This window comes from Hymenobacter lucidus, assembly GCF_020447265.1.
GTDB classification, from domain to species: Bacteria; Bacteroidota; Bacteroidia; order Cytophagales; family Hymenobacteraceae; genus Hymenobacter; species Hymenobacter lucidus.
This window is the reverse complement of sequence record NZ_JAJADR010000011.1, coordinates 14,607-40,723: the sequence shown is the minus strand read 5'-3', so window position 1 is coordinate 40,723 and position 26,117 is coordinate 14,607. Positions and strand designations below refer to the sequence as shown.

General features: G+C 62.1%; 22 protein-coding genes and 1 riboswitch. Of the genes, 9 read left to right on the top strand and 13 right to left on the bottom strand.

Annotated features, from left to right (window positions below; translation table 11 throughout):
- Window positions 1-70: 70 nt before the first annotated feature.
- On the bottom strand, window positions 71-1,258 hold the full coding sequence (locus LGH74_RS22540) for a glycoside hydrolase family 88 protein (RefSeq protein WP_226180027.1): 1,188 nt from the start codon (window positions 1,256-1,258) through the stop codon (window positions 71-73).
- Window positions 1,259-1,365: 107 nt separating this feature from the next.
- On the opposite strand from LGH74_RS22540, the gene LGH74_RS22535 reads away from it, so the two are divergent.
- The gene (locus LGH74_RS22535; RefSeq protein ID WP_226180025.1) at window positions 1,366-2,883 is read left to right on the top strand and encodes a hypothetical protein; all 1,518 of its coding nucleotides are present in this window, start codon (window positions 1,366-1,368) and stop codon (window positions 2,881-2,883) included.
- Window positions 2,884-2,932: 49 nt separating this feature from the next.
- Window positions 2,933-3,853 carry a hypothetical protein gene (locus tag LGH74_RS22530; protein ID WP_226180024.1) on the top strand — a complete coding sequence of 307 codons (921 nt, stop codon included), beginning with the start codon at window positions 2,933-2,935 and terminating at the stop codon, window positions 3,851-3,853.
- A 182-nt stretch (window positions 3,854-4,035) separates the two neighbouring features.
- On the opposite strand, the gene LGH74_RS22525 is transcribed toward LGH74_RS22530, so the two are convergent.
- Together LGH74_RS22525 and LGH74_RS22520 are read right to left on the bottom strand one after the other, a co-directional pair.
- Complete coding sequence (locus LGH74_RS22525; RefSeq protein WP_226180022.1) at window positions 4,036-5,721, bottom strand: catalase; 1,686 nt, start codon at window positions 5,719-5,721, stop codon at window positions 4,036-4,038.
- Window positions 5,722-5,983: 262 nt separating this feature from the next.
- Window positions 5,984-7,138, bottom strand: coding sequence for an MFS transporter (locus LGH74_RS22520; RefSeq protein ID WP_226180020.1), 1,155 nt, complete (start codon window positions 7,136-7,138; stop codon window positions 5,984-5,986).
- Window positions 7,139-7,409: 271 nt separating this feature from the next.
- On the opposite strand from LGH74_RS22520, the gene LGH74_RS22515 reads away from it, so the two are divergent.
- Window positions 7,410-7,838 carry a hypothetical protein gene (locus LGH74_RS22515; RefSeq protein WP_226180018.1) on the top strand — a complete coding sequence of 143 codons (429 nt, stop codon included), beginning with the start codon at window positions 7,410-7,412 and terminating at the stop codon, window positions 7,836-7,838.
- A gap of 16 nt (window positions 7,839-7,854) precedes the next feature.
- Here LGH74_RS22515 and LGH74_RS22510 read toward each other — a convergent pair whose 3' ends face one another.
- The 7 genes from LGH74_RS22510 to sdaAB all read right to left on the bottom strand — a co-directional run bounded on the left by LGH74_RS22510 (window position 7,855) and on the right by sdaAB (window position 14,159).
- A complete protein-coding gene (locus LGH74_RS22510; protein WP_226180016.1) occupies window positions 7,855-8,283 on the bottom strand; it encodes an EamA family transporter in 429 nt (142 codons plus the stop codon).
- 1 nt (window position 8,284) lies between these two features.
- On the bottom strand, window positions 8,285-8,680 hold the full coding sequence (locus LGH74_RS22505) for a DUF4259 domain-containing protein (RefSeq protein ID WP_226180014.1): 396 nt from the start codon (window positions 8,678-8,680) through the stop codon (window positions 8,285-8,287).
- Between the two features lie 35 nt (window positions 8,681-8,715).
- On the bottom strand, window positions 8,716-9,168 hold the full coding sequence (locus LGH74_RS22500; RefSeq protein ID WP_226180012.1) for a hypothetical protein: 453 nt from the start codon (window positions 9,166-9,168) through the stop codon (window positions 8,716-8,718).
- A 7-nt stretch (window positions 9,169-9,175) separates the two neighbouring features.
- Window positions 9,176-10,165 (bottom strand): NAD(P)H-dependent glycerol-3-phosphate dehydrogenase, encoded by a 990-nt coding sequence (locus LGH74_RS22495; RefSeq protein WP_226180011.1) that lies wholly within the window; start codon window positions 10,163-10,165, stop codon window positions 9,176-9,178.
- A gap of 183 nt (window positions 10,166-10,348) precedes the next feature.
- Complete coding sequence (locus LGH74_RS22490; RefSeq protein ID WP_226180009.1) at window positions 10,349-11,758, bottom strand: efflux RND transporter periplasmic adaptor subunit; 1,410 nt, start codon at window positions 11,756-11,758, stop codon at window positions 10,349-10,351.
- 128 nt (window positions 11,759-11,886) lie between these two features.
- Window positions 11,887-13,428, bottom strand: a complete 1,542-nt coding sequence (locus LGH74_RS22485) for a TolC family protein (RefSeq protein WP_226180007.1) — start codon at window positions 13,426-13,428, stop codon at window positions 11,887-11,889.
- Window positions 13,429-13,478: 50 nt separating this feature from the next.
- Entirely contained in the window at window positions 13,479-14,159 is a 681-nt protein-coding gene (gene sdaAB / locus LGH74_RS22480) for an L-serine ammonia-lyase, iron-sulfur-dependent subunit beta (RefSeq protein WP_226180005.1), read from the bottom strand.
- Between the two features lie 210 nt (window positions 14,160-14,369).
- Here sdaAB and LGH74_RS22475 point away from each other — a divergent pair, with 210 nt between their 5' ends.
- Window positions 14,370-15,347, top strand: coding sequence for a tryptophan 2,3-dioxygenase family protein (locus tag LGH74_RS22475; RefSeq protein ID WP_226180003.1), 978 nt, complete (start codon window positions 14,370-14,372; stop codon window positions 15,345-15,347).
- A 94-nt stretch (window positions 15,348-15,441) separates the two neighbouring features.
- On the opposite strand, the gene LGH74_RS22470 is transcribed toward LGH74_RS22475, so the two are convergent.
- Together LGH74_RS22470 and LGH74_RS22465 are read right to left on the bottom strand one after the other, a co-directional pair.
- Window positions 15,442-16,302, bottom strand: a complete 861-nt coding sequence (locus LGH74_RS22470) for an SDR family oxidoreductase (RefSeq protein ID WP_226180001.1) — start codon at window positions 16,300-16,302, stop codon at window positions 15,442-15,444.
- Between the two features lie 168 nt (window positions 16,303-16,470).
- On the bottom strand, window positions 16,471-17,337 hold the full coding sequence (locus tag LGH74_RS22465; RefSeq protein ID WP_226179999.1) for a helix-turn-helix domain-containing protein: 867 nt from the start codon (window positions 17,335-17,337) through the stop codon (window positions 16,471-16,473).
- A 184-nt stretch (window positions 17,338-17,521) separates the two neighbouring features.
- On the opposite strand from LGH74_RS22465, the gene LGH74_RS22460 reads away from it, so the two are divergent.
- Complete coding sequence (locus LGH74_RS22460) at window positions 17,522-18,481, top strand: tetratricopeptide repeat protein (protein ID WP_226179997.1); 960 nt, start codon at window positions 17,522-17,524, stop codon at window positions 18,479-18,481.
- Window positions 18,482-18,526: 45 nt separating this feature from the next.
- Here LGH74_RS22460 and LGH74_RS22455 read toward each other — a convergent pair whose 3' ends face one another.
- Window positions 18,527-19,801: an MFS transporter gene (locus tag LGH74_RS22455; protein WP_431357457.1), complete on the bottom strand. Its 1,275-nt coding sequence runs from the start codon at window positions 19,799-19,801 to the stop codon at window positions 18,527-18,529.
- A 219-nt stretch (window positions 19,802-20,020) separates the two neighbouring features.
- Window positions 20,021-20,219: riboswitch (cobalamin riboswitch) on the top strand.
- 179 nt (window positions 20,220-20,398) lie between these two features.
- On the opposite strand from LGH74_RS22455, the gene LGH74_RS22450 reads away from it, so the two are divergent.
- The 4 genes from LGH74_RS22450 (at window position 20,399) to LGH74_RS22435 (ending at window position 26,116) form a co-directional block, all read left to right on the top strand.
- Entirely contained in the window at window positions 20,399-20,791 is a 393-nt protein-coding gene (locus LGH74_RS22450) for an acyl-CoA thioesterase (RefSeq protein WP_226179993.1), read from the top strand.
- Between the two features lie 159 nt (window positions 20,792-20,950).
- Window positions 20,951-22,519, top strand: a complete 1,569-nt coding sequence (locus LGH74_RS22445) for an NAD(P)/FAD-dependent oxidoreductase (protein WP_226179991.1) — start codon at window positions 20,951-20,953, stop codon at window positions 22,517-22,519.
- A 167-nt stretch (window positions 22,520-22,686) separates the two neighbouring features.
- Window positions 22,687-23,046, top strand: a complete 360-nt coding sequence (locus LGH74_RS22440; protein WP_226179989.1) for a CoA-binding protein — start codon at window positions 22,687-22,689, stop codon at window positions 23,044-23,046.
- A 211-nt stretch (window positions 23,047-23,257) separates the two neighbouring features.
- On the top strand, window positions 23,258-26,116 hold the full coding sequence (locus LGH74_RS22435) for a caspase family protein (RefSeq protein ID WP_226179987.1): 2,859 nt from the start codon (window positions 23,258-23,260) through the stop codon (window positions 26,114-26,116).
- Window position 26,117 lies beyond the last annotated feature (1 nt).

Sequence of the window (26,117 nt, the reverse complement as noted above, 5' to 3'; positions counted from 1 at the left end):
ACCAAAATAAATTTGGTACAGCTCTTTTTGGTACAACGCTGCTGGCGCAATTGAAACCGTTTGAAATGGCCTATTTCAGCCGGTCGTAGCGGAGCAGGGCTTCCAGGTAGTAGTAGTCGGCGTACACCAGCGGGGCATCCACTTCCGATTTGGCGGGTTTGTGGGCTACGCAATGCTTGATAAGAAAGTCGTGGTTGGTGCCCGGCGCGGCACGGTAGGCGGGGCTGCTCAAGCTCACCAGCATCTGCTCGGCGGCCTGGCGGTAGCGCTTGGCATCGGCGGCGGGGCTGTAGAGCTGCAGCTCCAGCAGCGCTGAAGCCACGATGGCCGCCGCTGAGGCGTCGCGCTCCTCGCTGGGGATGCTGGGCGCGTTAAGATCCCAGTAGGGAATCTTGTCGGCGGACAGGTTGGGGTGGTTCAGGAAAAAGTCGGCTGTTTTGCGGGCCTGCTGCCGGTAGCGGTCCAGCCGGGTTTCGCGGTAGAGCATGGTGTAGCCGTAAATGGCCCAGGCCTGCCCCCGGGCCCAGGCCGAATTGTCAGCGGCGCCCTGGGCGGTTTTGCGGGCCAGCACCTGGCCTTTATCGTCGTAGCAGACTACGTGAAACGTACTACCATCGGGCCGGAAGTGGTTTTTGAGCGTGTTGTCGGCGTGAATAATGCTCAGACGGCGCAGCGTGGAGTCGCCGCTGGTGCGGGCGGCCCAGCAGAGCAGCTCCAGGTTCATCATGTTGTCGATGATAACCGGATACTTATAGCCGGCAAAGTCGTTCCAAGACTTGATAAGGCCCACCGCGGGGTTGAAGCGGGTAGCCAACGACTGCGCCCCGGTGAGCAACACGGGCTTGTAGGCAGGGTTTTGGGTGAGCCGGTAGCCATTGCCGAAGGGGCAATACAGCATAAAGCCCAAATCGTGGGTGCCGGTGTTGTGCTGCTCGGGCTGCATAGCCACCGTCCACCGGTCGGCAGCCTGCTGCCACTGCGGCTGCTTGCTATACTCATACATATACCAGAGCGTGCCGCCGAAAAAGCCACTGGTCCACCACTCTGACTTCGTGTCCTTCAGCGTGCCATCGGGGCGAGTGGAATAAGGAAATTTGGTGAGGTCGGGGTGGGTTTTGAGCAAGCTGGTAAGCTGCTCTCCGGCCCGCGCAAACTCCTGCCGAACGTCGATTTTGCGCTTTTGCGCCGGAGCGGCCACACTGGCAGTAAGCAGAAGCAGCGCCGCCAGTAAGGGCGCCAATACGGTAGAGCGTTTCAAGGCAGTAGGATAAACCGGTGAGAAGAAGAGCCGGCAAGTTAGAAAGTTGCTCAGAACCCTGGCCCGTCCTGCTGAGGAGGTTCAGCGGTAATGTGCTTTCTTCGCGTATGCTCCACAGCTTTCTGTTTGCCCCTTTCTCCAACCCCACGCACCAGGCGCAGTACCAAGCCGTGCAGGAAGCCCTGCAACAGGAGGCCGCCGCTGAACCAACCCTGCTGCTGGGTAATTTCGCGGTAGCCGACCAGGCTTTCGATGCGGTAATTATCCGGCCCCACAGCCTCACAACCCTGGTTTTCGTGGCCGAACCGGGGCAGCTCACCATTGGGCAGCTCGGCCAAGACACCTGGCAGCTGGGCGGGCAACCGCTGGCCAACCCGTTCCGGACTTTGCAGCGCCAGCAGCCGGTGCTGGCCGCCTGGCTCGGCACCGACTTGAGCCCTACTCCTATTCAGAGCCAAGATATTACGGGCATTGTGGTCTTCACCGAGCAAGCCACGTTCGGCCCTTCGGTCGAGCAGCAGGTGCGCCAGCAGCCGGAGGCCGAGAGCTTCCAGCTGCTGCGCCACGCCGCCCAGTTGCCGCGCCGGCTCTGGCCGCTGGTCCGTCCGGGCATCAACTTGGCGCCGGCAGCCCTGCTCAACTGGGCCCGGGAGCTGGCCGAGGAGCCGGAAGCCGACCCTACCGTGGCCGAAGAAGTAGCCGACCTGGTGGCGCCCATTGGCTACTGGGAGCATAAGGCTGGGCAACTCTGGCGCTGGCTCGGGGCCGAAGACATTCCGTTGGATATGCCCTACGGCTACCCGCCCGCCGACGCAGCCGCTGCCAGCCGTGACGAGAAACAGCGCCTCGAACAGATCCGGCAGCAGGTGCGAGCCGAATTGCAGGCCCAGACCCAGGCCACGGCGGCCCGGGAAGCCGAGCGGGAGCAGCTTATCGGCCAGCTCCAGAGCCAGCTGCGGCAATCATCGGCCCAGGCCCCCGAAACGGCCGCGCTACAAACCCGACTGGCGGCCGAAACCCAGCAAAAAGCCGCCCTGCAGGAAGCAATTCGGGTGGCCCAAGCAGAATCGGCGGCGCGTAACCAAGCCCTTGATGCGCGTATCGAGCAGTTGGGCAGCCTCATCCAGGAGCTGCAAAACCGGCCTACGACAGCCACCCCAGCCAGTGCCGCGCCGGTGGTGTCAGCGCCGGCGGCAGTAGCGGCCGGAACGCCCCGGCCCGCAACGGTGGCCCGCACGCGGCCCGTGGCCAAGGCGGCCCCGGCTGCTGGCCGGTGGCAGTTGCAGTGGCACCGCGCGGCCGTGGTAGCAGCCGTAGCCGGCGGCCTGGGCTGGGCTGCGTGGGGCATAGCGCATATCGCCAAGGAGCTAACGGATAAAGCCCCCGCTCCCACCCAAACCGCTAAGCCGCGCCGGAGTACCGCTGCGCAGCCTGCCACTGACGAGCCCGCAGCCGACCCCGACCAGCTGCGGGCCGACTCGCTCGCAGCAGCCGAAGAAGCCCAGCAACGGGCTGAGGCAGCCCGCGACTCGGCGGCCGACGCCGAAGTACCCGCCGAGCCAGCCGACTCCTCCGAGGTTCTGCAGCCCACTCCTGAACCCGAGCTAGACGATACGTCTGGATAGTAGCACCAACCTCATGCGGTATATTTCTGTGCATATTCTCTCCTTCCCTATGCCCCAGTTGCCTTTTCTCCGCCCGCTCAGCCGGCTCTTACCTATCTTATCGGTGCCGCTGTGGCTAGCCTGCCAGAGTACCGATTCGGAGCAGAAGTCGGCTACAGCTACCCCGCCCGCCGCCGCTGACTCGGCCGTTGGCACCAGCCCCGCCCCGCCCGCACAAGCACAGGTGTTGGCCCGGCAATTTGGGCCATTTCTACGCGGGGCCTGGGTGAATACTGAATATCTGACCGCAGTAAACAAAACCAAGTCGCCTATCTTGGCCGCCGATAGGGCTGGGAGAGTATCGGAAATGGACATCAGCCTGGCCGGGCAAGCCGGCGACAGTCTGGAAGTTATCTTGGGCCTTGGTAACCATGAGGGTGATGACATGACCATCTATTTCCGCCCTGGCCTGCAGGCCACTTCCCTGCCCACCAATTACCTTGACTACAAGGAACCGAGCAATTTCACGGAAATCAGCTACGTGCTGGGCCCCGGCGACACGATGCTGGTGCTTACCACCTACAGCAAGGCCCGCCAGATTGTGGACCGGTCGTCGTTCCGGCGGGTGCCCGGCGTGCAACCAGGGAAGCTCGACGGCCTAAACGCGGCCGTGAACAGCCTGCTTTTCGCGGGCCGCTACGCCGGCATCGATTCGGTGGGCAAGCCAGTGCAGCTGCAGTTCACCGCCAGCGGCCAGCTTCGGGGATTGGCAGGAGTCGACGCGTATTACACCAGCACCGATTTTGGCGTAGGCCCTGGCAACGATATCGACAACATCACTTTCAAGAACAAAGACACCCCGGTCCGCACGCTAGGTTTCCAGCACCGCGCCGACTCCGTGCGCCTGTTTGCCACGAAGCTGGTATTTGATAAAGACAGCGTAGAAACCCTGGTTCGGGGCCGAGTACTCTACAAGCTCAAGCGCCGCTAAACTTACCTTCCAGTACCTGCAACGGGTCGGCTGCACGGCTCAGCTGGCCCGTTGCAGGTATTTTCGGCAGTTGTCACAAAGCACCAACCACTAAAGTTCCAGTAGTCTTGCCGGTTGGTAGAAGCACAAAAGCGCCCGGTGAATGACTCACCGGGCGCTTTTGCGTTGTTGAATGCCGAAGCCTAGTAGGGCTTCGCGTCGTGGGCTATGGCTTCGGCTTGCTGCACCGCTTCCTCACCTTTGCGCTCGTTGTATTGGTTGCCGCCTTCCGCTGCTTTGCCGCTGCGGGCCTGCTGCAGGCCGTCGGCCAGGCGCTTGCCCCAGTCCGGGTCGCAGTTGGTGCAGAGCTCCACCATTTTGTCGCTCACTTTGCGGTCGGCATCGGCCAGGGCCCCTACCATGTTGCTGATCAGGTCGTCCCGCTCCCAGTCCTCGTGCAGGCGGTACCGCTCCCCGGCCTGCTTGAAGTTGTTGGTCCGGTCGATGGTTTCGCGCAGCAGCCGGCCTTTGTACTCCGGTGTGTGGTCGGGGGCCGAGCGGGGCGCTTCCTTCAAGCCGTTGAGGGAGCTGGGCTCGTAGTTGGTGTGCAGGTTCTGGCCCGGCGCCGAATCGACGTGGTAGGCCATCTGGCCGTCGCGCTGGTTGGTGGCCACGTGCTTTTTGGGCGCGTTGATGGGCAGCTGCAGGTAGTTGGTGCCCACGCGGTAGCGCTGAGTATCGGAGTACGAGAACGTACGGCCCTGCAGCATTTTATCGTCCGAAAAGTCGAGGCCATCGACCAGCACGCCGGTACCGAAAGCCGACTGCTCTACCTCGGCGAAGTAGTTTTCGGGGTTTTTGTTGAGCGTCATCTTGCCCACGGGCAGGTGCGGAAACTGGTCCTCGGGCCAGATTTTGGTATCGTCGAGCGGGTCGAAGTCCAGTTCCGGGTGTTCGTCGTCGCTCATGATCTGCACCCGTAGCTCCCACTGCGGGAAGTCGCCCTTGGCAATGTGCTCAAACAGGTCCTGGGTGGCGTGGTTGAAGTTTTTGGCCTGAATGGCCTCGGCTTCCTGGGCCGTCAGGTTTTTGATGCCCTGCAGCGGCTCCCAGTGGTATTTGACCAGCACAGCCTCGCCAGCTTGGTTTACCCACTTGTAGGTGTTCACGCCCGAGCCCTGCATCTGGCGGTAGTTGGCCGGAATGCCCCAGGGCGAAAACAGGAACGACACCATGTGCATGGCCTCGGGCGTATTCGAAATGAAGTCGAAAATCCGCTCCCCGGTCTGCCGGTTATGTACCGGGTCGGGCTTCTGGGAGTGAATCAAATCCGGAAACTTCATGGCGTCGCGGATGAAGAATACCTTCAGGTTGTTGCCTACCAGGTCCCAGTTGCCATCTTCGGTGTAGAACTTCACGGCGAAGCCGCGCGGGTCGCGCAGGGTTTCGGGCGAATGGCCGCCGTGGCCCACCGTGCTGAAGCGCACGAACACCGGCGTCTGCTTGCCGGCCGTGTTGAAAAGCTTGGCGCGGGTATACTTTTCTATTGGCTCGTCGCCCACTTTGCCGTAGGCTTCGAACACGCCGTGGGCCCCGGCCCCGCGGGCGTGCACCACGCGCTCTGGAACCCGCTCCCGGTCGAAATGGCTGATTTTTTCCAGGAACTGGTAGTTTTCCAGCGTGGCCGGACCGCGGTTGCCCACGGTGCGCAGGTTCTGGTTGTTGGTCAGCGGGTGGCCCTGGCGAGTGGTCAGGGTTTGGGCATTTTCCCCCTCGGCAGTACGCTGGTCGTGGGAGGTGCCCGCGCCGGTTACGGCCGTGCCCGTGCCATTGCCGCCGGTTCCGTTGGAGCCGTTGGCGTTGTTGGTTGAATTTTCGTTTTGTGACATTGGTGTTGGTGTTGAGGGTAGATTGGCTGGTAGTAAAGTACCAAAAATTGCCCACAATGTTTTAACCAACATCCTACTAGCAGAACAGTAGCAGGCCGCCCAACACCGGACTAGAAGGCTGCCGCCGCAACCCTTCGTTTACCCTGGTTAACAACAGCTAAGTCTTTGGATTCCTGACCCAATAGTTGGCTCTATTGCGGCATTACCTGTTATGTGACCCGAATTATTCCGTGGCTCGGCGCTACCTATCGGGGCCAAAATATTACACCTTGGCCCGGCTGGCCACAATACTGATGCACAAGCCCATGACGGCAATAATGGAGAAGGAAATTCGCAGACTGAAGGCCCCGGCAACCAGGCCAATGAGCGGCGGGCCAATGAGGAACCCCAGAAAGCCCACCGTAGAAACTGCGGCCAGCGCCACGCCCGGCGACATAGACGACGCCCGTCCCGCCGCGCTATACACCAGCGGCACCACCGACGACACCCCGAAACCTACCAGCAGAAACCCTAGCACGGCCGTGGGCAGCGCCGGCAACAGCACGGCCAGCAGCAGCCCCGAGGCCGTGAGCAGTCCGCTGAGCTGCAGCACCCGGCGCACGCCGAAGCGGTGGGCAAACCAGTCGGCCACGAAGCGGCCACCGGCCATGGTGCTCATAAAAGCCGTGTAGCCCACACCCACCCAGGCCGGCTCGGCCAGCACCACTTTCCGGAAGTAAATGCCGCTCCAGTCGAACATAGCGCCTTCGCAGATCATCGAGCAAAAGGCAATCAGGCCCAGGCCCAGTAGCTCCTTGTCGGGCTTGGCGAAGATGGGCTGGTCGGCCTCGCCGGGCCGGTCTTCGCGCAGGGAATAGGGCCAGCACACCAGCAAGCCCAGCTGCACCGCGCCCCAGATGACCAAGAAGTGCGTCAGCGGGTCGAAGCCCCGGGCCAGCATTAGGGTGCCCACGGCGGCCCCGGTGAAGCCCGCCAGGCTCCAGATGCCGTGAAAGGCCGCCATGATGGAGCGACTGTAGAGAGCCTCCACGCCCACGGCCTGGGTGTTCACCGCAATATTGACCAGGTTGCCGCCCAGCCCGAACAGAAACAGGCAACCCACCAGCACCGGCAGCCCAGGGGCCCACCCGATGCTGACCAGCGTGCTGCTGTAGAGCACCGTGCCGATGAGGGCCATGCGGCGGCTGCCCTGCGTGGCCACCAGCCACCCCGATAAAGGCAAGGAAAGCATCAGCCCCACGGGCAGGGCAAACAGTACCACGCCCAGTTCGGCATCCGAGAGGCCCATCTTCTGCTGGATGCTGGGAATGCGCGAGGCCCAGCTGGCAAAGCACAGGCCCTGCAGGAAAAAAAGGGCACTCACGGCCAGCCGGTGCGTCTTGCGGGACACGGGCGCGGCAGAAACAACTGAAAGCATACTACGTTGATTCAAATACAGATAGACTACACTACCTGCATTGTTGCTAAACATCAGAAATGATTGGTGGGCTACCGCCGAAGTAGTAGCCGGAGTGCTGCAAAACAGCGGGAAGCAGGGCGGCCGGTGGGTGCGGCGCCGGGGCGGGCTCCACAACAACCGGGCTAAAATTTATCGGGCCAACGGAACGAATCAGCGGCTGGCAGGCTTTGTACGGCCACCGCCCGTTCGGGAAGCTTCGCCAACTGCAAAGCTGGATTCTACAGTGTGTATGAGGAAATTGTTACAGCTGAAACGCACCCGAAGCCAGGCCCGGCTCAACCAGAAGATTCGCGACGAGCTGGCCACGCAGCTGCAGCTGGTCGGCACGCTCTCCAGCGGCTGCCAGCAAATCACCCAAGCCCAGCTCCAGGAATATTTGCCCCTGCTCATGACCTACGGCCCACGTAAGGTGCGGGGCTGGCAGGATGAGGAACACCAGGGCGCAGCCCTAAGCCTGACGTTTCACAGCGGCCACCAGCTAGTGCTGCTCGTGTTCTGCCCGCCTACCGATGCGGCCCCGTGGTACGCCGACACCAAACTGTTCGTCTACAAAGGCCGCCAGCTCAGTACGTACTTGGCCTGCCACCACACCCAGCTGAACGCGGCCCTGCACCAAAGCCTGCACGTGCTGGAGCCCGCTACGCTGGCTTTGGCGTAGTCAAACCCGAGCCGCGCTAGTGCCCGCGCGCCAGCAGCACGATGCCTGCCACGATGCTCACCAGCCCCAATGCCTGGGGCCACGACAGCGCCTCGCGTAGCACCACCAGTCCCAGCACGGCCGTAAGCAGCACCGAGCCGCCCACAATGACCGGCGTGCCTACCGACGACGACACGCCTCGGCTAAACACCACAAAGGTCAGGATTTCAGCTAGGCCCACACCCAGCCCGGCCAGCGCCGCCAGCACCAGGCCCTTGTTGGTAATGGGCAGCGGCTGGCCCTGGAGCTTGAGGCGCACGAGCCACACGGCGCCCAGCGCGGCGGCTACCAATTGCAGCACCACCGCGCCCACGGCGGCCGGAATATGGTCGGCGGCCAGCTTGATGAAGAAGTTGTAGAGCGCCAGGCACAAAGCCGTAAGCAGCGCTAATAGCAGCCAGGGCACGTTATTTCAACCTTTCCAGCAGCTCGTGCTGCAGCTGCTGCCAGTTCTGGTAGTCGTCCTTGCCGGCCCACAGCTCCTGCAGCGCCGACTTTTTCAGGATGGCCTCCACGGCCTCAGTGGCCAGCTCGCGCAGGTCTTCACTTTCGGCGGCATCGAGCTTCACAATCACCGGAATCAGGTCGGCGGGAAACTCCCGGGCGGGCTTGCCTAGGATGGCGGCCACGATTTCGGCGGCGGCCAGGGCTTCACTGGCTTCGTCGGCCTCCAGGGAGCCTTCTTCCTCGGCGGCGGTGGCCAGGGCCTCGTAGAGCACAGCCTCGCTGTGGTTGTCGCGGAAATCCTCGGCGAAGTCGGCCGCCGCGTCGTTGTCGAAATTGTAGTAGCCCCAGGTGCCCATAGTTTCAGTTTTTAGGAGTAGCTAACGTAAATCAGCTACGAATTGGTTGGCTCCGACAGTCTGGTATCGGGGCCCAAAGCGGATTCCACAATGCGCCAGCGCCCTTGCTTGGCCGCAATCCAGCGGTAGTCGTTCTTATCCTCTGCGTCTACGCTCCAGTCCATATCCTCAGCCCAGTACAAGGTATCATCCTGCCAGTAGCAGACGGCTGCCATCAGCATACTCAACCCCGTATCAGCATTTCGCTCGTCTTGTATCCAGTTAAATCTTACAACGTCTTCAAAAAGAATTTCAATGACTGACGCCTTACGGAACTGGCTTTGGAACAGCATTCTGACAAAGGTTTGATTGCCAAAGCCCATAGCCAGACGCTCGTCTACGAACTCCCGGTTTTGCACCGCAATTTCTTTGATGCAGCTGTCGTGAAAGCCTCTGTACACCTCCATCAGGTAGTCAACATCGGCTTGGCTCTGGAGTAGAGTCCACATAAAAGCCCTACCGGAACTTCTCCTTCAAAATCTCCAGCTCCACGGCCGGCGAAATCTTCTCGTAGAGAATATGATACGCGGCCGAGGTGATGGGCATGTGTACGTTCAGCTTCTTGTTGAGCTCATAAATGCTCTTGACGGCGTAGTAGCCCTCGGCCACCATGTTCATTTCCATCTGCGCCGACTTCACTGAGTAGCCCCGCCCAATCATGCTGCCGAAGGTGCGGTTGCGCGAAAACTGCGAGTAGGCCGTCACCAGTAAGTCGCCGAGGTAGGCCGAGGCCGACAGGTCGCGCGGCTGGGGGTTCATGGCGTGTACGAAGCGGCGCATTTCCTGCACCGCGTTGCTGACCAGCACCGCCTGGAAATTGTCGCCGTAGCCCAGGCCGTGGGCAATACCGCAGGTCAGGGCAATGATGTTTTTCATGACGGCGAAATACTCGATGCCGTCGAGGTCTTCCATCGGGTGGGCCTTCACGAAGCGGTTGCGCAGCAGCAGGCAGAAAGTGTCGGCCAGTTCCAGGCTGGCCGAGCCGATGGTGAGGTAGCTCTGCTTTTCGAGGGCCACTTCCTCGGCGTGGCAGGGCCCGGCCACCACTCCTATCCGCTCGTGGGGCAGCCGGAACCGCTCAGCCACGTAATCGGTTACCAGCACGTTTTTGCCGGGCACCATGCCCTTGATGGCCGAAATGACCCGCTTGCTTTTCAGCGAGTCGCGGTCCAGCTTTTCCAGGGTACTCTGCACGAAGGCGGCGGGCACGGCCAGCACCAGCCAGTCGGCGTCTTCCACCACTTCCTTCAGGTCGGTGGAAGGATGCACGCGGGTCAGGTCGAAGGCCACGGAGGACAGATAGCGCGGGTTGTGACGGGTGCGCAGCAGGTGCTGCACGTCGTCCTTGTTGCGCATCCACCAGCCCACGCGGGCGCCATTTTCCGACAGTATCTTGGTAAGCGCAGTGGCCCAGGAGCCGCCGCCAATCATGGCTATTTTATCCACCGGGGAAGGGAATTTTTGAGGTCAGGGAGCCGAGTTTAGGCAAAAAAAATGAGAGGCCGGAAGCAGCATCTGCTCCCGGCCTCTCAACTACCCGAAAACGCGTCTGTTAGCGTTTTGTCTGCGTCTGTTAGCATTTGGCGCGCGCTGGGTAGCTCCCGGCGCGGCTTTGGGCTTACGCTATTCTTACTTATCGTCCTCGGGTTCTTCCTTCAGGGCGGCTTTGTTGATGGTGTTGGCATCTTTCACGACTACCGCGCCGCCGTCCTTCAGGGTTTTGGCCACGGCCCGGAACGGCCCGCTCACCACTTCGTCGCCGGCCTGCAGCCCGCTCTTGATTTCGATGTTAGCAAAGTCGCTGATACCGGTTTTGACGGGTGTGAGCGTGGCTTTGCCGTTGCGCACCACGAATACGACTTCCTGGATATCGGTTTTGGGCGCGGCTTTGCCCTCGGGCTCGGCCGGACCGGCGCTGCCCCGCGTCACTTTGGGGCCACCGCCGTCTTTGCCGCCGGCGGCCGTGGTGGCGCTATCCGAGCGGGTGGTTACGGCAGCCAGCGGCACGCTCATCACGTTGCTTTTACGGTCAGTAATGATGTCCACGGAGGCCGTCATGCCGGGGCGGAACGGCACGATGGAGCGGCCCTGCACGGTGCGCACCAGGTGGCGGTACGACTCGGGCAAGAGGCGGATGCGGACTTCAAATTCGGTAACGGCTTCGGCCGTCAGCGCGTCCTTGGCCGTGTTGGCAATGCTAGTTACCAGGCCCCGGAATTTCTCATCCTTGCTGGCGTAGCTGTCCACTTCTACTTCTACCGAGTCGCCGAGGTGCACGTTGATGATGTCGTTTTCATTCACGTTCACCCGCACTTCCATCGAGTTCAGGTTGGCAATGCGCATGATTTCGGTACCCGACATCTGCGAGGTACCTACTACCCGCTCGCCTTTCTCCACGTTCAGCTTGCTTACCGTGCCGCTCACGGGGGCGTAAATCGTGGTTTTGTTCAGGTTGCGGCGGGCATCGTCGAGCGAGGCCTGGGCGCTGGCCACGTTGCTCTGGGCCGCCCGGATGCTCTGGCGGGCCGAGTTGATTTCCTCCTGCGAGGCGTTGTAGGCGGCCTGCGAGGCTTCGTAGTCGGCCTGCGAAATCACCTTTTGCTTGTAGAGCGAGGCATTACGGCGGTAGGTCAGCTCAGTTTGCTTGGCCGTGGCAATCAGCTGCTGGAGGCGGGCCTGGGTCTGGCCCACGTTGGCGCGCTGGGTGTTCACCGAGGCCGACTGCATGTTCACGTTGGCCTGGTAGTTATCGGGCCGGATGCGCAGCAGGAGCTGGCCTTTCTTCACCGAGTCGCCCTCGGCCACATACAGCTCAATGATTTCGCCGGATACGTCGGGCGAGATTTTCACTTCGGTTTCGGGCTGAATCTTGCCCGAGGCACTCACCTTTTCCACGATAGTCGTGGGCGCGGCCTTGGCCGTCATTACCTCGGTGCCGGCGGGCTTCCCGATCCAGCCCTGCTTTTTGGCCACCATAAAGCCAGCCAGCAGCAGCACCACGAGGCCCAGTAAAATGTACAGTAAGCGGTTGTTTTTCATGTTCGATAGAAAGGCGAATCGGCTAGGGAATGGGGGGCAAAACGGCGGAAAGTTGGGTAAAAAAAGCAAGAAGCCAGTAGTTCGAATAGTAAATTCGAGCTACTGGCTTCCGCTACGCTGATTCTTGCTTACAAACCAAGACCACGACCCTCGTAGAAATCCAGCACTTTGCGCCGGAAGATGAACTCGTATTTGGCCTGAATCATGCTCGATTCGGCCCCGTAGAGGTTGTTTTTGGCAATGTTGAAGTCCGTGCCGTTGAGCAGGCCGTTGTTGAAGCGGATTTCGGCGTTGCGGTAGGCCGTGCTCAGGGCTTCGGTCTGGCGCTTGGCGGCCCCGTACTTGCGCTGGGCCGCAATGGCGTCGGAATAGGCCTGCTGAATATCCTGGCGCAGCTGCAGGCGGGTTTGCTCGGCCCGCAATTCGCTCTGCTTCACCCCTATTTCGGAGCGCTGCACGTTGGTGCGCACCTGAAAACCATTGAGAATCGGAATGCTCAGGTTGAACTGCAGTTGCTTGCCGTAGTTGGTCTTGATCTGGTTGAAAAACCCGTCGGGCAGGCTCCGAAAGCCGGGCTGCAGGGCAATGGCGTAGGTATTGGGCACCAGGGTCCGCACCTTCGTAATCGGGTCTTCCATGAACAGCGGAAACTGCCCGACTTCCTCCAGCTCGCCCGTGAGCACCGGCGTGGTGCGCGACGAGGAGTAGCCCGAGAAAATACCGCCGCCGAAGGTCAGGCGTGGGTAGTAGGCGCCGCGGGCCACTTCCACCGACCGCAACGAGCTTTGCACCCGCAGGTCGGCGGCCTTGATTTCCGGCATCAGCCCCACGGCCGTCTGGTAGGTGCCGTCGGGGTTGGCCGTTAGCTGCACCACGTCGTCGGGGTCGGGCAGCGTGGGCACCTCAATTTCGAAGCCGGTGGGCGACGACAGGTTCAGCAGCTGGGCCAGTTGGAGCTTATAAAAAGCCACCTGATTCTGGGCCGTAATAACGTTGAGTTCGTCGGAAGCCAGTTGGGCCTGGCTGTCGAGCAGGTTGCTTTCGGCCACGCTGCCAGCCTTGAGCAGCTTCTGGGTGCGGCTCACCTGCTGCTGGCTGGTATTTACGCGCGCCTCATTGGCCCGCACCAGTTCCTGGGCCAGCACCAGCTGCAGAAACGACGAGGCCACGTTCAGGGCAATGTCGTTGCGCGACTTCTCAATGTCGCTCAGGCCTGCTTGGTAGTCGAGCTGGTTGCGCTTGATGGTGTTGCGCAGCTGAAAGCCGGCAAAGAGCGTCACCTGGGAGTTGAGCGAAAAGTTGTTGGTCCGGATGGTCTGGTCCTGAAACTGGTAGGTCAGCGGGTCGACGCTGGTGCCGTAGTTCCAGTTTTGGGTGGCGCTGGCGTTGGCCGTGGGCAGTAGGGCATTGCGGCTCTGGCGCAGAATGGCGTCGGTGTTTTCGGTAGTGAGCTGCTGCTGCCGGATGGTCAGGTTGTTTTGCCAGGCCACGTCGATGGCGCGCTGCAGCGAATAGGGGCCACTGGGCGCGGCGGCGGCCAGGGTGCCGGCCGGGGGCTGGGCGGGCGGCGTATTCTGGGCGGCGGCCGGCTGGGCGGCGGCGCTCAGCAGCAGGGCCCCGACGCCTACCGCGGCCAGCTGGTGTGCAAACGGAGTACGAGGTGTTTTCATAGCGCGGGAAGCAGTGTGAAGCGTTGACATAAAGGTACGTATTAGGCCAACTATTCAATATTTGGAATATAGATTACGCGGTGCACCCAGCTGAGCTGGCGCAGGTACTGCAGGGTTATTTCCTTGATGCCGGAGTCCATTTCGATGAATTGCCGGGCCGCGTCGTTCTTTCCTTTGCGGCTCACAAACATGGTGGCAATGTTGCAGTCGTCGTGGGCAATGACACTGGCAATAAAGGCAATGGAGCCCGTGCGGTCGTCGGCATCCACGATGAGCGTGTGCAGGGAGGCCGAGAAGTCGGACGGAAACCCGTCGACTTCCACAATGCGAATCACGCCCCCGCCCCGGCTCTGCCCGATAACCTCCACGCTGTGGCCGGTGCGCTCGTCGCGCAGCTGCACCCGAATGGTGTTGGGGTGCATGGTGCTGGCGTTGCCCACGCTCTGAAATGTGTACTGCAGCCCGGCCTCTTTGGCGTGCTCGAAGGCGTCGCGGATGCGCTTATCATCGGTAGCCATGCCTAGCAGGCCGGCCACGATGGCGCGGTCGGAGCCGTGGCCCTCGTAGGTGCGGGCAAAGGAATTGTAGAACGTGATGGTGGCATGGGTGGGCAAGGAGCCCAGAATGCGGATAGCGGCGCCGGCAATGCGCACCACGCCCGCCGTGTGCGAGCTGCTGGGCCCGATCATCACCGGTCCGATCATATCGAAAATACTGCTTTTTTCGGCCATAAGTGGGCTAAAAGTAGGAGATTCCGGCGGTATACCAACCTATAGACGCTTCGTCTCGTAGGAGGGCGGCCTCGACCCACTTTGGCCCAGTAGATGTCGGCGCTGGCTCAAGGGTTGCCTGCGGCTGGCAGATTCGGCGGCTTTTTTGTTCCTTGTGGCGCCGTTGCCACCCAGCGGCGTTTCTCTCTCCCGCCCCAACCACCCACACCCATGTCTTTCCAACAGGACGAATTTTCGCCTGCCGTGCTGGCGCAGCTGCGCCTACTGCAGCAGAAATATACTGCCGACGGCCAGGATTTGGCCGGCTACCTCGAAGGCCTCTACTACGCCGACTACGTCAATTACTGGGACTATATCGAGCTGGACACGCTGCTGAGCTTGCAGCGCCCCCTCACGAAGATTCCCGACGAGCGGATTTTTATCATGTACCACCAGATTACGGAGCTCTATTTCAAGCTCTGCCTCTGCGAGTACGAGCAGATCGGGCAGCTCCAGGAGCCCACCGTGGGCGAACTGGTGCTGCGCCTGGGCCGCATCAACCGCTACTTCGAGAATCTGATTGACTCGTTCGACGTGATGGTCGACGGCATGGACAAAAGCCAGTTTCTGCAGTTTCGCATGGCCCTGATGCCCGCCTCGGGCTTCCAGAGCGTGCAATACCGCATGATTGAAATTGCCTCCACGGCCCTCGACAATCTGCTTAACAAGGAAAAGCGCCGCCTGCTGGGCGAAGCCGCCGCCCACGACGAGCTGATGGGCTGCATCTACTGGAAAGCCGGGGCCACCATTGAGGAAACCGGTGCCAAAGCCTTGACCCTGATTCAATTCGAGGAAAAATACAGCAAGCACCTCAGCCAGCACGCGGCCGAGTACCAGGACCGCAACGTGTGGACCGTGGTGCAGCGCCTGAGCCCGGAAGACCAGCAGCACCCGCGCCTGCTGCGCCAGCTCAAGCTGCTCGATACCAACGTGAACATCAACTGGCCTTTGATGCACTTTAAGTCGGCGGTGCGCTACCTGGAGCGCGACCCCACGGCCCTGGCGGCCACTGGCGGCACCAACTGGAAGAAGTACCTGCCTCCCAAGTTCCAGAAGCGCATCTTCTACCCCCAGCTCTGGACGAGCCAGGAGCTGGAAGACTGGGGCAAAAACTGGGTGGAAAGCATCCTGGAAGAAGCCCGCAGCTAGAAATTTAAACGCCACAAAGCCCGGCAGCCGAATCCAACAGGACTCCGCTACCGGGCTTTTTTTACGGGCTAACTTCCCCGTCAGCCGGGAGCGGCTAGAACTTATACAGCAGCTTTACGCCTTCGGCAAGGGACATCGGGGGGCGGCCGAGCACGGTTTCCAGCTCCGGGCTTACCTCCGCTTCCTGGCCGTTTTTGATGTCGGTCAGGAAGCCGATGGTGCGCCGGGTGGCCAGCTCCGGCACGCCCCGCGCCTGCATGCCGGCCGCAAACGTGGCAGCTTCGATGGGCGTGTAGCGCACGGGCTGGCCGGCGGCGCCGGCGAGGGCGGCAGCCACGTCGGCAAAGGAATACGCCTCGCTGCCGGTGAAGCGGTAGACGCGGTTGTCGCAGCTGCTTTCCAGCAGCACGTTGGCAATGGCTTCGCCCATTTCGCTGCGCAGGGCGTAGGCCACGCGGCCCTGACCCGCTGGTAGATTAATTCCAGTTTCCAGCACCTGGGGGCCGGTAAAGAGCGGCAGCACGTCCATGTAGAGAATGTTGCGGAAGAGAATATAGGGCAGCCCGCTGGCCTGGATGTAGGCTTCCGTCTGGAAATGCCGCTCCATGAGCTGGTTGGCCAGCGTAGCGGGGTCTTTGAGGGCGCGGCTGGTGTAGGCCAGGCACCGCACCCCGGCCCTTTGGGCCGCATCTATCACGTTGTAGTGCTGCTGGAGGGCATCATCTTCGCCGCCGCCCGAAATGAGCAGCACTTTTTCTATGCCCCGCATGGCCTGGTCCAGCGAGGCCGAGTCGTGGTAGCTGCCTACGCGGATGCTTACGCCCTGCGCTTTGAGGCCGGCGGCTTTTTGCTCGTCGCGCACCAGGGCGGCCAGCTGGCTGGGGTCAGTTTTTTGCAACAGGGTTTCCAGCACGGCCGTGCCGAGGTGGCCAGTGGCTCCGGTTATCAGGATCATATCAGGAGGAATAGTGGGTGAAAAGCCGCTGCTGCCGGGGCTACGCTGGCCGGTTGGCGGCTCAGCGCAGGTTGTCGGCAACGGCTGCTACAAAATTCCTTATTGACCCAAGCCCAGACAATGGCCATAAGGCGGCAGGCTGTGGCCAAAAGGCGGCAAACGACACCGCTAGCCCACCTGCCGGTAGGCCGTGGGCGAAAGGCCGGCGGTGTTTTTGAAAAACCGGCTGAAGCTGAACTGGTCGGAAAACTGCAGGCTTTCCGCCACCTGGCTCACCGTCAGGGCCGGGTTCTGCAGCAGGGCTTTGGCTTCCAGCACCACGGCGGCGGCTATCCATTCGCCGGCTGTGCGCCCGGTGGCCTCCTTCACCAGCTCGCCCAGGTACTTGGGGCTGATGCAGAGCTGGTCGGCGTAGAACCGCACGCTTCGGGCTGTGGTGCAGTGGGCTCGTACCAGCTCTTGGAAGGCCACGGCCAGCGCCTGGCGGCGGTTGTGCAGCGTGGGGCACAGGGCTGCCTGCTGGTCGTGAATGGTGCCGACCTCATAGAGCAGGCTGTTGAGGATGTTTTTGAGAATGTTGCTGCGCTGGGCGTGCGGCGTCTGGTATTTCTGCTGCAGAAACCGGAACGAGAGAGCCATATTTTCCGCTTCCGCCGCCGAAAGCTGAAACACGTAGGTGGCCGGGCTCACCAAAAAGTGGAGCCGGCCGGTAGCGGCATTGTTGGCGGTAATGAAATCCTTGGTAAAAAAGACGGACAGCGTTTCGTAGTCGGCCGATACCGCCACCCACTCCTTGATGACGTCGGGCGTGGCCAGCACGAGGCAGGCAGAAGTCACGGCATACGTCGCCAGATTTGCTTTCAGCTCGGCCCGGCCGCCCAGGCAGAGGCTGATTTTGTAGTAGTCGCCCCGGTACGGGAGGTTCAGGGGTATTTGGGGCTTAGCCGCGGCGTAATCGGGAAAGTACACCTCCGGGGCGGCATCGGCCGGGTGGGCAAACGCGTGCAGCTGATAGGTCGGAATACGTTCGGTCATCGCAAGGGAAAGCCCCGGAAGGCGCCGTTGGGGGCGGCAAGGCTCTGGCGGGTCAACAAGCAGCAGCCCGGTTTAGTTGGCCCTGGTTGTCGGACTTGGCCCCGGCGGCGGGCCCGGCGCACAAACCTCCCACCGGCCCGAACGTAGTAGGCGGGTACTCTACTTTTTTTCCGTCGCGCTTCTTATGAGAAAAGCCCTACTCGTGCTGGTGCTTTTTTGCCTTGCCCTGCCCCGGCTCATTCGCGCTCAGGGTACCGACGCGCCCGAAAAGCCGCGCTACGCCGGCCGGCCCCGCACCGCCGCCAGCCGCCAGGCCGACCAGGAGTTCGTAGCCCAGGCCCTGCAGAAGTACAAGACCCGCGCCGCCGCCTCCGAAACCTACGTGGATGCGGGCTGGAGCGCCTTTTACCAGGAAAAGTACGGGCCGGCGCTGATGGCCTACAACCAGGCTTGGCTACTCGACTCGGCCAGTGCCAACGTGTACTATGGCTTTAGCGCCTACCTAAGCCGGCGCGGCACGCCCGCCGAGGCCGAGCGGTACTTCGAGCTGGCCCGGCAGCGCGACCCTAAAAACCGGGGCGCCCTCACCTATTACACCCGCCTGGCCGATTTACAGGAAAAGCTGGGCGAGCATGCCGGCGTGCTCGCCTCCTACAAGCAGGTGCTCAAACTCGACCCTAACAACGCAATGGCCTACCGGGTGCTGGGCTCTACTTACTTGGCTTTGCAGGACAGCACCCGGGCCCGGCAGCACCTGACCAAGGCCCTGACGCTGAATGCCACCGATTCGGTGGCGTACCTGGGCCTGGGACAGCTAGCCTACGCCCGCCACGACTACGCCCGCGCCGTGGCCGCCTACAGCCAGGCCCTGCGCGTCAATTCGCGCTACCTCGACGCCTACGCCGCGCGCGGCCTGGCCTACGAGCAGCAGGGCAGCCTGCAAGAAGCCGTGGCCGACTACAGCAAATGCCTGGAAATGGCCGATTTTCTTGACAAGGGCCAGTTTCACCGCATGATTGGCATTGCCCAGATCAAGCTGGAAGACCCCGCTGCCTGCGAGTCGCTGAAGCAGGCGCTGCGCTGGGGCGACGCGGCCGTGGGCGAGAAGGAGCTCAAGCGCATCATCAAGGAGCACTGCCGCTGAGCGGCTTTTTGCGGGTTTCAACCCTACACTAGCGCGTAGCGCTGGTCAGTTATCCAGTCGGCTGGTTTTCTGGGTGTCGGGCATGCGCCAGTAGACGAGCAGGGAAAGCGCCGCGCAGAAGGTGACGTACCAATAAAACCACGACTCCACGCCCAGCTGCTTGGCTTGCAGGGCCACGTACTCGGCCGAGCCACCGAAGAGGGCCACCGTCAGGGCGTAGGGCAGGCCTACGCCCAGTGCCCGGATGGCCGTTGGAAACAGCTCGGCCTTCACCACGGCGTTGATGGAGGTGTAGCCACTCATGATAATCATGGCTACCACCAGCAGGCCCAGGGCGGCCCACTGGCTGTGGGTGCGGCCCAGCAGCGTCATCAGGGGCACGGTGCCCAGCGTGGCCCCGATACCGAAAAAAAGCAGCACCGGCCGCCGCCCTACCCTATCGGACACGGCCCCAAACAGCGGCTGCAGCACCAAGGCCACGGCCAGCGTGACAAACGAAATCCAGGACGCGTCGGCCTTGCTGAAGCCGGCGGTGTTTACCAGGAACTTCTGGGCGTAGGTCGTAAAGGTGTAGAACACGATGGTGCCGCCCAGCGTGAGACCTACCACCGTCAGAATTTCGAGCGGGTAGCGCAGCAGCACCTGCAACTTGCCGGGCTCCGGCGAGGCATTTTCGGCCTGCTGCTCCTGCACCACAAATGAGTCGGTTTCTTCCATGTGCCGCCGCAGATACAGGGCCACCAGCGCCGCCCCCGCCCCTATTACAAACGGCACGCGCCAGCCCCAGTCGTACATCTGCAACTCGCTGAGCGCCTGCTGCAGTCCCAGCTGCACCAGCAGCGCCAGCAGCTGTCCGCCCAGCAGCGTCACGTACTGAAAGCTGGAAAAGAAGCCTCGGTTTTTCTGGTCGGCCATTTCACTGAGGTAGGTGGCCGAGGTGCCGTATTCGCCGCCCACGCTTAGGCCCTGCAACAGGCGGGCCAGCACCAACAGCACCGGCGCGGCCACCCCAATCTGGTCGTAGCCGGGCGTGAGGGCAATGAGCAATGAGCCGCCGCACATCAGCAGCACCGACAGCACTAGGGCGGCTTTGCGGCCGTGCCGGTCGGCGTAGGTGCCCATAAGCCAGCCGCCGAGGGGCCGCATCAGAAAGCCCACGGCAAACACGGCCGCCGAGTTGAGCAGCTGGGCCGTGAGGTTGCCTTTGGGGAAAAATGCGGGAGCGAAATACAGGGAAAAGGCCGAGTACACGTACCAGTCGTACCACTCCACCAGGTTGCCGATGGAGCCGCTGACGATGGACCGGATGCGGGAAGCCATGGTGCGCTCGGACGGCGCGGTGGGAAGTGGTGCAGGCATAGAAATGGGAGAATTCAGAGAAAAGTAGCTGTAGCGCGAACTTTGTAGTTTGCGTCCCCGGGCCATTCGAACAATAGTTGTTCTGGCACGCGAGCTACAAAGTTCGCGCTACTACCAGCCATCCAAGGTAGCCCGGGCCGCCGAAAGTTCTACCTTTGCCGCCGTTGTTCTTGGTTTGATTTCGATCAGACGGCTCAGGGTTTTCGGGTAATACCGGAATTAATAGGGAACCGGGTGCGAATCCCGGACAGACGCGCTACTGTAAGTACCGAGTTAGTTTTCACCTTCGTCAAGCTCATTGCCCCGGCCCGAAACCGGCGCGAGAAGGGCGGTGAAAACTGGTATAAGTCAGGAGACCTGCCCTGCGCCGCATGGATAAGGCTGCCCTCGCGCTATGGGGTCCTTGTCGGGTACTGGTGGGTTTCGGGCGGCTAAACCGGGTGCATTTTTGCGCCTTGGGCAGGCCGGCGGAAGTCCCCTTCCTCCGATGAGTGTATGACTTGCGCAAGACGCCGGAAATCGGCCGAAGGACGTTTCATTTCCTTCTTTTTTCAGCGTATGTCAGTTCTCGACGACAAAATTGCCCGTGCCGAAACGCGTATTTTCAAAGCGGTATTCCCCAACACCACCAACCACTACGACACGCTCTTCGGCGGGGCCACCCTGCACATGATGGACGAGGTAGCCTTCATTACGGCCACCCGCTTTTCGCGCCTCAAGATGGTCACCGTCTCCTCCGACAAAGTCGATTTCACCCACCCCATTCCCGGCGGCACGCTCGTTGAGTTGATCGGCAACGTGGTGCGCGTGGGCAACACCAGCCTGCAGGTGCGCGTCGACCTGTTCGTGGAGCAGATGTATTCCGAAGAGCGCACCAAGGCCGTTACGGGCCTGTTCACCTTCGTAGCCATCGACAACGAAAAGCGCCCGGTGCGGATTCTGGCCGAATAAAGGATAATATGGGTTACTAATAGAACGTCATGTCTCGCGCTGCTGGACATGACGTTCTACTGTTTGGTTTATCCTCAACCTCCCGCCCTTCTTCCGTATCTTTGCCCCGAAAAAGCTCCTTTATTAGAAGGTCTAAAGGCTAAACACCTTTCACCCGTTATGTCCGAAAAACTGGAAATTGAGGCCCTGCTTCCCCCGGAAGTGGCCTACGACGACTACGCGCGCTACCGCGCCCTACTGGCCGCCGCCGGCCTGCAGCCCGGCGACGCCGACTTTGTGCACCTGCGTAAGCGCAGCATCGATGCCCGGGGCCGCCAGCCGCTGGTGCGCCTGCGGGCCGACATCTGGCGCACCGCCCCGCCCGCCGAGTTGTTTGGCCCCTGGTTTCAGTACCCCGACGTGAGCCGGGCGCGGCGCTCAGTCATCATCGTGGGCGCGGGTCCGGCCGGCTTGTTTGCGGCCCTGCGTGCCATTGAACTGGGCATCAAACCCATCGTGCTGGAGCGCGGCAAGGACGTGCGCACCCGCCGCCGCGACCTGGCCGCCCTCAACAAAGAGCACGTTGTAAATCCCGATTCCAACTACTGCTTTGGCGAAGGCGGCGCAGGCACCTACTCCGACGGCAAGCTCTACACCCGCTCCACCAAGCGCGGCGACATTCAGCGCATCCTCAAAATACTGGTCCAGCACGGCGCTACCACCGATATTCTGGTGGATGCCCACCCCCACATCGGCACCAACAAGCTACCGATGGTGGTAGCCGCTCTGCGCGACTCAGTGCTGCAGGCCGGCGGCGAAGTGCAGTTCGATACCCGCGTCGACGACCTGATTTTGGATGGCAACCACCTGCGCGGCGTGGTAACGGCCGCCGGCGTAGCCCTCGAAGCCGACGGTGTGATTCTGGCCACCGGCCACTCGGCCCGGGATATTTACGAGCTGCTGCACCGGCGCGGGGTGCGCATCGAGGCCAAGCCCTTTGCCCTGGGCGTGCGTGTGGAACATCAGCAGGCCCTCATCGACCAGGCCCAGTACCGCCGCACCGACCGGGGTCCGCTGCCGGCCGCCTCGTATTCGTTGGTACACCAAACCCAGTGGCAGGGCAAGCAGCGGGGCGTGTTTTCGTTCTGCATGTGTCCCGGCGGCTTTATCGTGCCGGCCGCTACGGCGCCGGGCGAAGTAGTGGTGAACGGCATGAGCCCCAGCCGCCGCGACTCGCGCTACGCCAACTCGGGCATCGTAACGGCCATTGAGCTGGAAGACATGGACCTGCCGCGCTACGGCGCGCTGGCGGGCCTGCACCTACAGCAGCAGATCGAGCAGCGGGCCTGCCAGCTGGCCGGCAACACCCAGCTGGCCCCGGCCCAACGCCTCGGCGACTTCCTCAAGGGCAAAGTATCCTCCGAATTGCTCGAAACCTCCTACCAGCCCGGCCTCGTGTCGGTGAATATGGAACAGGTGCTGGGCCCGGGACTGGCTGCGCGGCTGCGGCAGGGCTTCGAAAATTTCGGCCGCAAAATACCGGGTTACGCCACTAACGCGGCCCAAATTGTGGGCGTGGAAAGCCGTACCTCGGCCCCGGTGCGCATTCCCCGCGACCCGGCCACGCTGCAGCACCCCGAAACCAAAGGGTTGTTTCCCTGCGGCGAGGGGGCGGGCTTTGCCGGCGGCATTGTATCGGCAGCCATGGATGGTGAGCGGTGCGCCGAAGCCGTTTTTGCGGGTTTTTAGCTTTTGGTTTATCGTTTTTGGCACTCATTTTTGATTTTCTGCCGCCGAAATGCGTTTAAGCTAATACCCAAGCTGCTTTGCCCTGTAATTGGGTTGAAACTACTCTGCCCAACTGCAACGAGAGGCCCACGCCGCCCAAAACGAATAACTCCCAACGATAAACCAAGATGAAAAAGACCCTTGTTCTCGGCGCCAGCGACAATCCGGCCCGCTATTCCTACCAGGCTGTACACCGCCTGCAGCGCCACGGCCACGAGGTAGTGCCCGTCGGCATCCGCAAAGGCGAAGTGGGCGGCCTACCCATCCATACCGACCGGCCCCAGCCCACCGACGTGGACACCGTGACCCTGTACGTGGGCCCGCAGAACCAGCCCGCCTGGTACGACTACATTCTGGATTTGCAGCCCAAACGCATCATCTTCAACCCCGGCACCGAAAACCAGGAGCTGGAGCGCCTGGCGCAGGAGCGCGGCATCCGTACCGAAGAAGCCTGCACGCTGGTAATGCTGTCGGTGGGCCAGTACTAGGCCGCCCCATACCTGGTATGTTGCTATTGCCCCAAGCGGCCCTGAAATCAGGGCCGCTTTTTTTGCTTTTAAGCGGCGGCATATTCGGTACTGGACTATTCGCTTTAGAGTAGCTTTTATTGATTTAGTTAAATTGTTTAGCTAAAAAGTTTAAATTCATATAGTTGTAAGCCCTATGGGGCTTTTTGTATCACCTCATTGCCCTATAGCTATGGCTGGTCGTTTCAAAAAGCTGACGCTAAGCGAGTTTACCGCTTTAGTAGACCGCTTCCCCTTTACCCGTCGCATCAACGCCGTGCACATGCACCACACCTGGCGGCCCAACTGGGCCCAGTACCAGGGCGAGGCCAGCATTGAGGGTATGTGGCGCTTTCACACCCAAACCAACGGCTGGAGTGACATTGCCCAGCACGTCACCATTGCGCCCGACGGCTCCATCTGGACCGGGCGCAACTGGAACCAGGCTCCCGCCAGCGCCACCGGGCACAACGGCAACAGCCAACTCGGTCCATTCATGTTCGAGATGATCGGCGACTTTGATAAGGGGCGCGACAAGTTCGACGGGCCGCAGCGGGAAGCCGCCCTGCACGTGGTAGCCCATATCCTGCACCGCTTCGGCCTGCCGGCCAAGGCCCTGCACTTCCACCGCGAAATGTCGACCAAAACCTGCCCCGGCACTGGCATCGACTACGATAAAACCCTGGCCGATGTAAAGGCCATCATGGCCCGGCTGGGCACGCGCGCCGTAGCGGCTGCCCCCACGGATGGCACCAGCGAAGCCCTACTGGCCCTGCTGCAAGACCCGGTTCCCGCCCCGGCCTCCCGCAGCCTGTCGCACACCCAGGAAGAGGCCGAGCCGGCGGAGGAAACCATGGATGCCCGCGAAATAGCCCAGCTGACTCAGCCCGCCGGGAGTCGGGGGCTGCTGGGGCCGGCTCCGCTCCCGGCCGCTACCCTGGAGCTGTTGCGGGCCCACGTCGTCAATCTGGAGCAGGGCGCATTTTCCGAAGAGGGTGAATTCAGCACCCAGCCGGCCGATGTGGACACCATTTTTGGCTGGCACCTGGAGCAGGCCCTGCGCACGGCCCAGCAAAACGGCCGGCCGCTGCAGCTGCTTTTTTATGCCCACGGCGGCCTGGTAGCCGAGCGCACCGGCCTCGACAGTGCGGCGCGCTATATTCCGTGGTGGCTGAGCAACCATATCTACCCCATCTATTTTGTGTGGGAAACCGGCCTGATGGGCACGCTCGGGGCCCTGCTGCGCGGCCAGCGCCACCGGGGCACCCGCGGCCTGGCCGACTGGACCGACCAGGTGGTGGAAGAGGCCGTGCGGGCCCCAGGGCGGCCCATCTGGAAAAACATGAAGGACAGCGCCGAATGGGCCGCCGCGCCCGAGGGCGGTGGGCACTACGCGGCCCGGCAGCTGCTGGCTTTTTGCCAACGCCACGCCGCCGAGCTGGCCGATGGCAGCATCCAGCTGCACGCCGTGGGTCACAGCGCGGGCTCCATCTTTCACGCCCATTTTCTGCCCCTAGCCTGGCAGCTGGGCGTGCCGGCCTTCCGCAGCCTACACCTGCTGGCCCCGGCTATTCGCGTCGATGAGTTTCGGCGGCGGCTGGCGGGACAGGTGGGCAGCAATATTGGCCAACTGACGTTGTACACGATGGAAGACCGGCTGGAGCGCGACGACCAGTGCGGCGGCATCTACCGCAAATCGTTGCTCTACCTGGTACACCACGCCCTCGAAACCGAGCGGCAAACTCCTATTCTGGGCCTGGATGCTTCCCTGCGCAATGAGGAGGATATGCGCCGCCTGCTGGGTCTGGCCGGGCAGCCCAACCCAGCGGCGCGGGTGGTTTGGTCGAAAACGACCGAAACGACCGGCCGTAGCTCCAGTACCAGCACCACCCACGGTGGCTTCGACGATGATGCGGCCACGATGGAAAGCGTGGCCCGGCGCGTGCTCGACCAGGACAGCATCGTTCCGTTTCCCAGAGGCCGTGCCGCCGTGGCTTCCGACCCGTGGCAGGAACCCATCCAACTGCCCGAGGCCCTGCTGCTGCTGGCCCAGGAACAGCTAACCCAGCAGGCCGGCCCGGCAGTCATTTCCCTGCCCGAGGTTCCGGCCCCGGAGCCGGCTCCGGCAGTGGCTGCCGCCAGCAGCAATGGCTCGAACGGGCAGCACAAAGCGTCGAAAAAACAGCCGGCTCCGGCTGCCGATGCCCCGGTCAAGTCCCGGCAGCGGGCCTTGTGCATCGGCATCGACAACTACCCCGATGCCCCCCTGATGGGCTGCGTGGCCGATGCCCGGGAGTGGGAAAGCAGCCTGTTTGGCCTGGGCTTCACCACCCAACTGCTGGTGAATAGCCAAGCCACCCGCAGTGCTATTCTGGAGCGCCTCACCGAGCTGGTAGCCACCAGCCGGCCCGGCGACATTGTGGTATTGCAGTATGCCGGCCACGGCACGCAGGTGCCCGACCAGGACGGAGATGAGCGCACCGAAGACGAGCTGGACGACCAGGACGAGGCCCTCTGCGCCTACGACTACGCCGACGGCGGGCTGATTCTCGACGACGATTTGCGGGCCGTGTTCCGCCAGATTCCGGATGGCGTGAACCTGACCTGCTTTATGGACTGCTGCCACTCGGAATCCAACACCCGCAAGGTGGATTTTACGAAGCCGGTGCCCAATGCCCGCAAACGCTACATGCGCCTGCCCGACCAGGCCCGGCAGAACTTCCTGCGCCAACACCCCAAAGCCACCCGCGCCGCCACTCGTAGCAGCAGTCTGAGCCAGGACGGGGGCCGGGAATCGTTGCGGGTAATCAACTTCACGGCCTGCGGGGCCAAGGAGTACGCCTACGAGGTCAACAACCGGGGCCTCTACACCCGCACGGTATTACCCTTGCTGCAGGAGCGCGTGGTGGGCCGCACCCACCAGCAGTTCATGGAGCAGATTACGGCCCGATTCAGCAACATCGGCTACGAGCAGCACCCCACCATCGACTGCACCGACGAAGCCCGCCAACTGCTGCTGCTGCAGGCCCTGAGCCCGGAGCAGCCGTCGTAGA

Bases quoted from the DNA above. Each gene is read 5' to 3' on its own strand.
- LGH74_RS22470 (WP_226180001.1), bottom strand. From the start codon at position 16,302: ATGATCCTGATAACCGGAGCCACTGGCCACCTCGGCACGGCCGTGCTG.
- LGH74_RS22455 (WP_431357457.1), bottom strand. From the start codon at position 19,801: ATGGCTTCCCGCATCCGGTCCATCGTCAGCGGCTCCATCGGCAACCTG.
- LGH74_RS22535 (WP_226180025.1), top strand. From the start codon at position 1,366: ATGCTCCACAGCTTTCTGTTTGCCCCTTTCTCCAACCCCACGCACCAG.
- LGH74_RS22520 (WP_226180020.1), bottom strand. From the start codon at position 7,138: ATGCTTTCAGTTGTTTCTGCCGCGCCCGTGTCCCGCAAGACGCACCGG.
- LGH74_RS22450 (WP_226179993.1), top strand. From the start codon at position 20,399: ATGTCAGTTCTCGACGACAAAATTGCCCGTGCCGAAACGCGTATTTTC.
- sdaAB (WP_226180005.1), bottom strand. From the start codon at position 14,159: ATGGCCGAAAAAAGCAGTATTTTCGATATGATCGGACCGGTGATGATC.
- LGH74_RS22505 (WP_226180014.1), bottom strand. From the start codon at position 8,680: ATGGGCACCTGGGGCTACTACAATTTCGACAACGACGCGGCGGCCGAC.
- LGH74_RS22465 (WP_226179999.1), bottom strand. From the start codon at position 17,337: ATGACCGAACGTATTCCGACCTATCAGCTGCACGCGTTTGCCCACCCG.
- LGH74_RS22515 (WP_226180018.1), top strand. From the start codon at position 7,410: ATGAGGAAATTGTTACAGCTGAAACGCACCCGAAGCCAGGCCCGGCTC.
- LGH74_RS22500 (WP_226180012.1), bottom strand. From the start codon at position 9,168: ATGTGGACTCTACTCCAGAGCCAAGCCGATGTTGACTACCTGATGGAG.
- LGH74_RS22445 (WP_226179991.1), top strand. From the start codon at position 20,951: ATGTCCGAAAAACTGGAAATTGAGGCCCTGCTTCCCCCGGAAGTGGCC.
- LGH74_RS22440 (WP_226179989.1), top strand. From the start codon at position 22,687: ATGAAAAAGACCCTTGTTCTCGGCGCCAGCGACAATCCGGCCCGCTAT.
- LGH74_RS22460 (WP_226179997.1), top strand. From the start codon at position 17,522: ATGAGAAAAGCCCTACTCGTGCTGGTGCTTTTTTGCCTTGCCCTGCCC.
- LGH74_RS22525 (WP_226180022.1), bottom strand. From the start codon at position 5,721: ATGTCACAAAACGAAAATTCAACCAACAACGCCAACGGCTCCAACGGA.
- LGH74_RS22530 (WP_226180024.1), top strand. From the start codon at position 2,933: ATGCCCCAGTTGCCTTTTCTCCGCCCGCTCAGCCGGCTCTTACCTATC.
- LGH74_RS22435 (WP_226179987.1), top strand. From the start codon at position 23,258: ATGGCTGGTCGTTTCAAAAAGCTGACGCTAAGCGAGTTTACCGCTTTA.
- LGH74_RS22475 (WP_226180003.1), top strand. From the start codon at position 14,370: ATGTCTTTCCAACAGGACGAATTTTCGCCTGCCGTGCTGGCGCAGCTG.
- LGH74_RS22485 (WP_226180007.1), bottom strand. From the start codon at position 13,428: ATGAAAACACCTCGTACTCCGTTTGCACACCAGCTGGCCGCGGTAGGC.
- LGH74_RS22490 (WP_226180009.1), bottom strand. From the start codon at position 11,758: ATGAAAAACAACCGCTTACTGTACATTTTACTGGGCCTCGTGGTGCTG.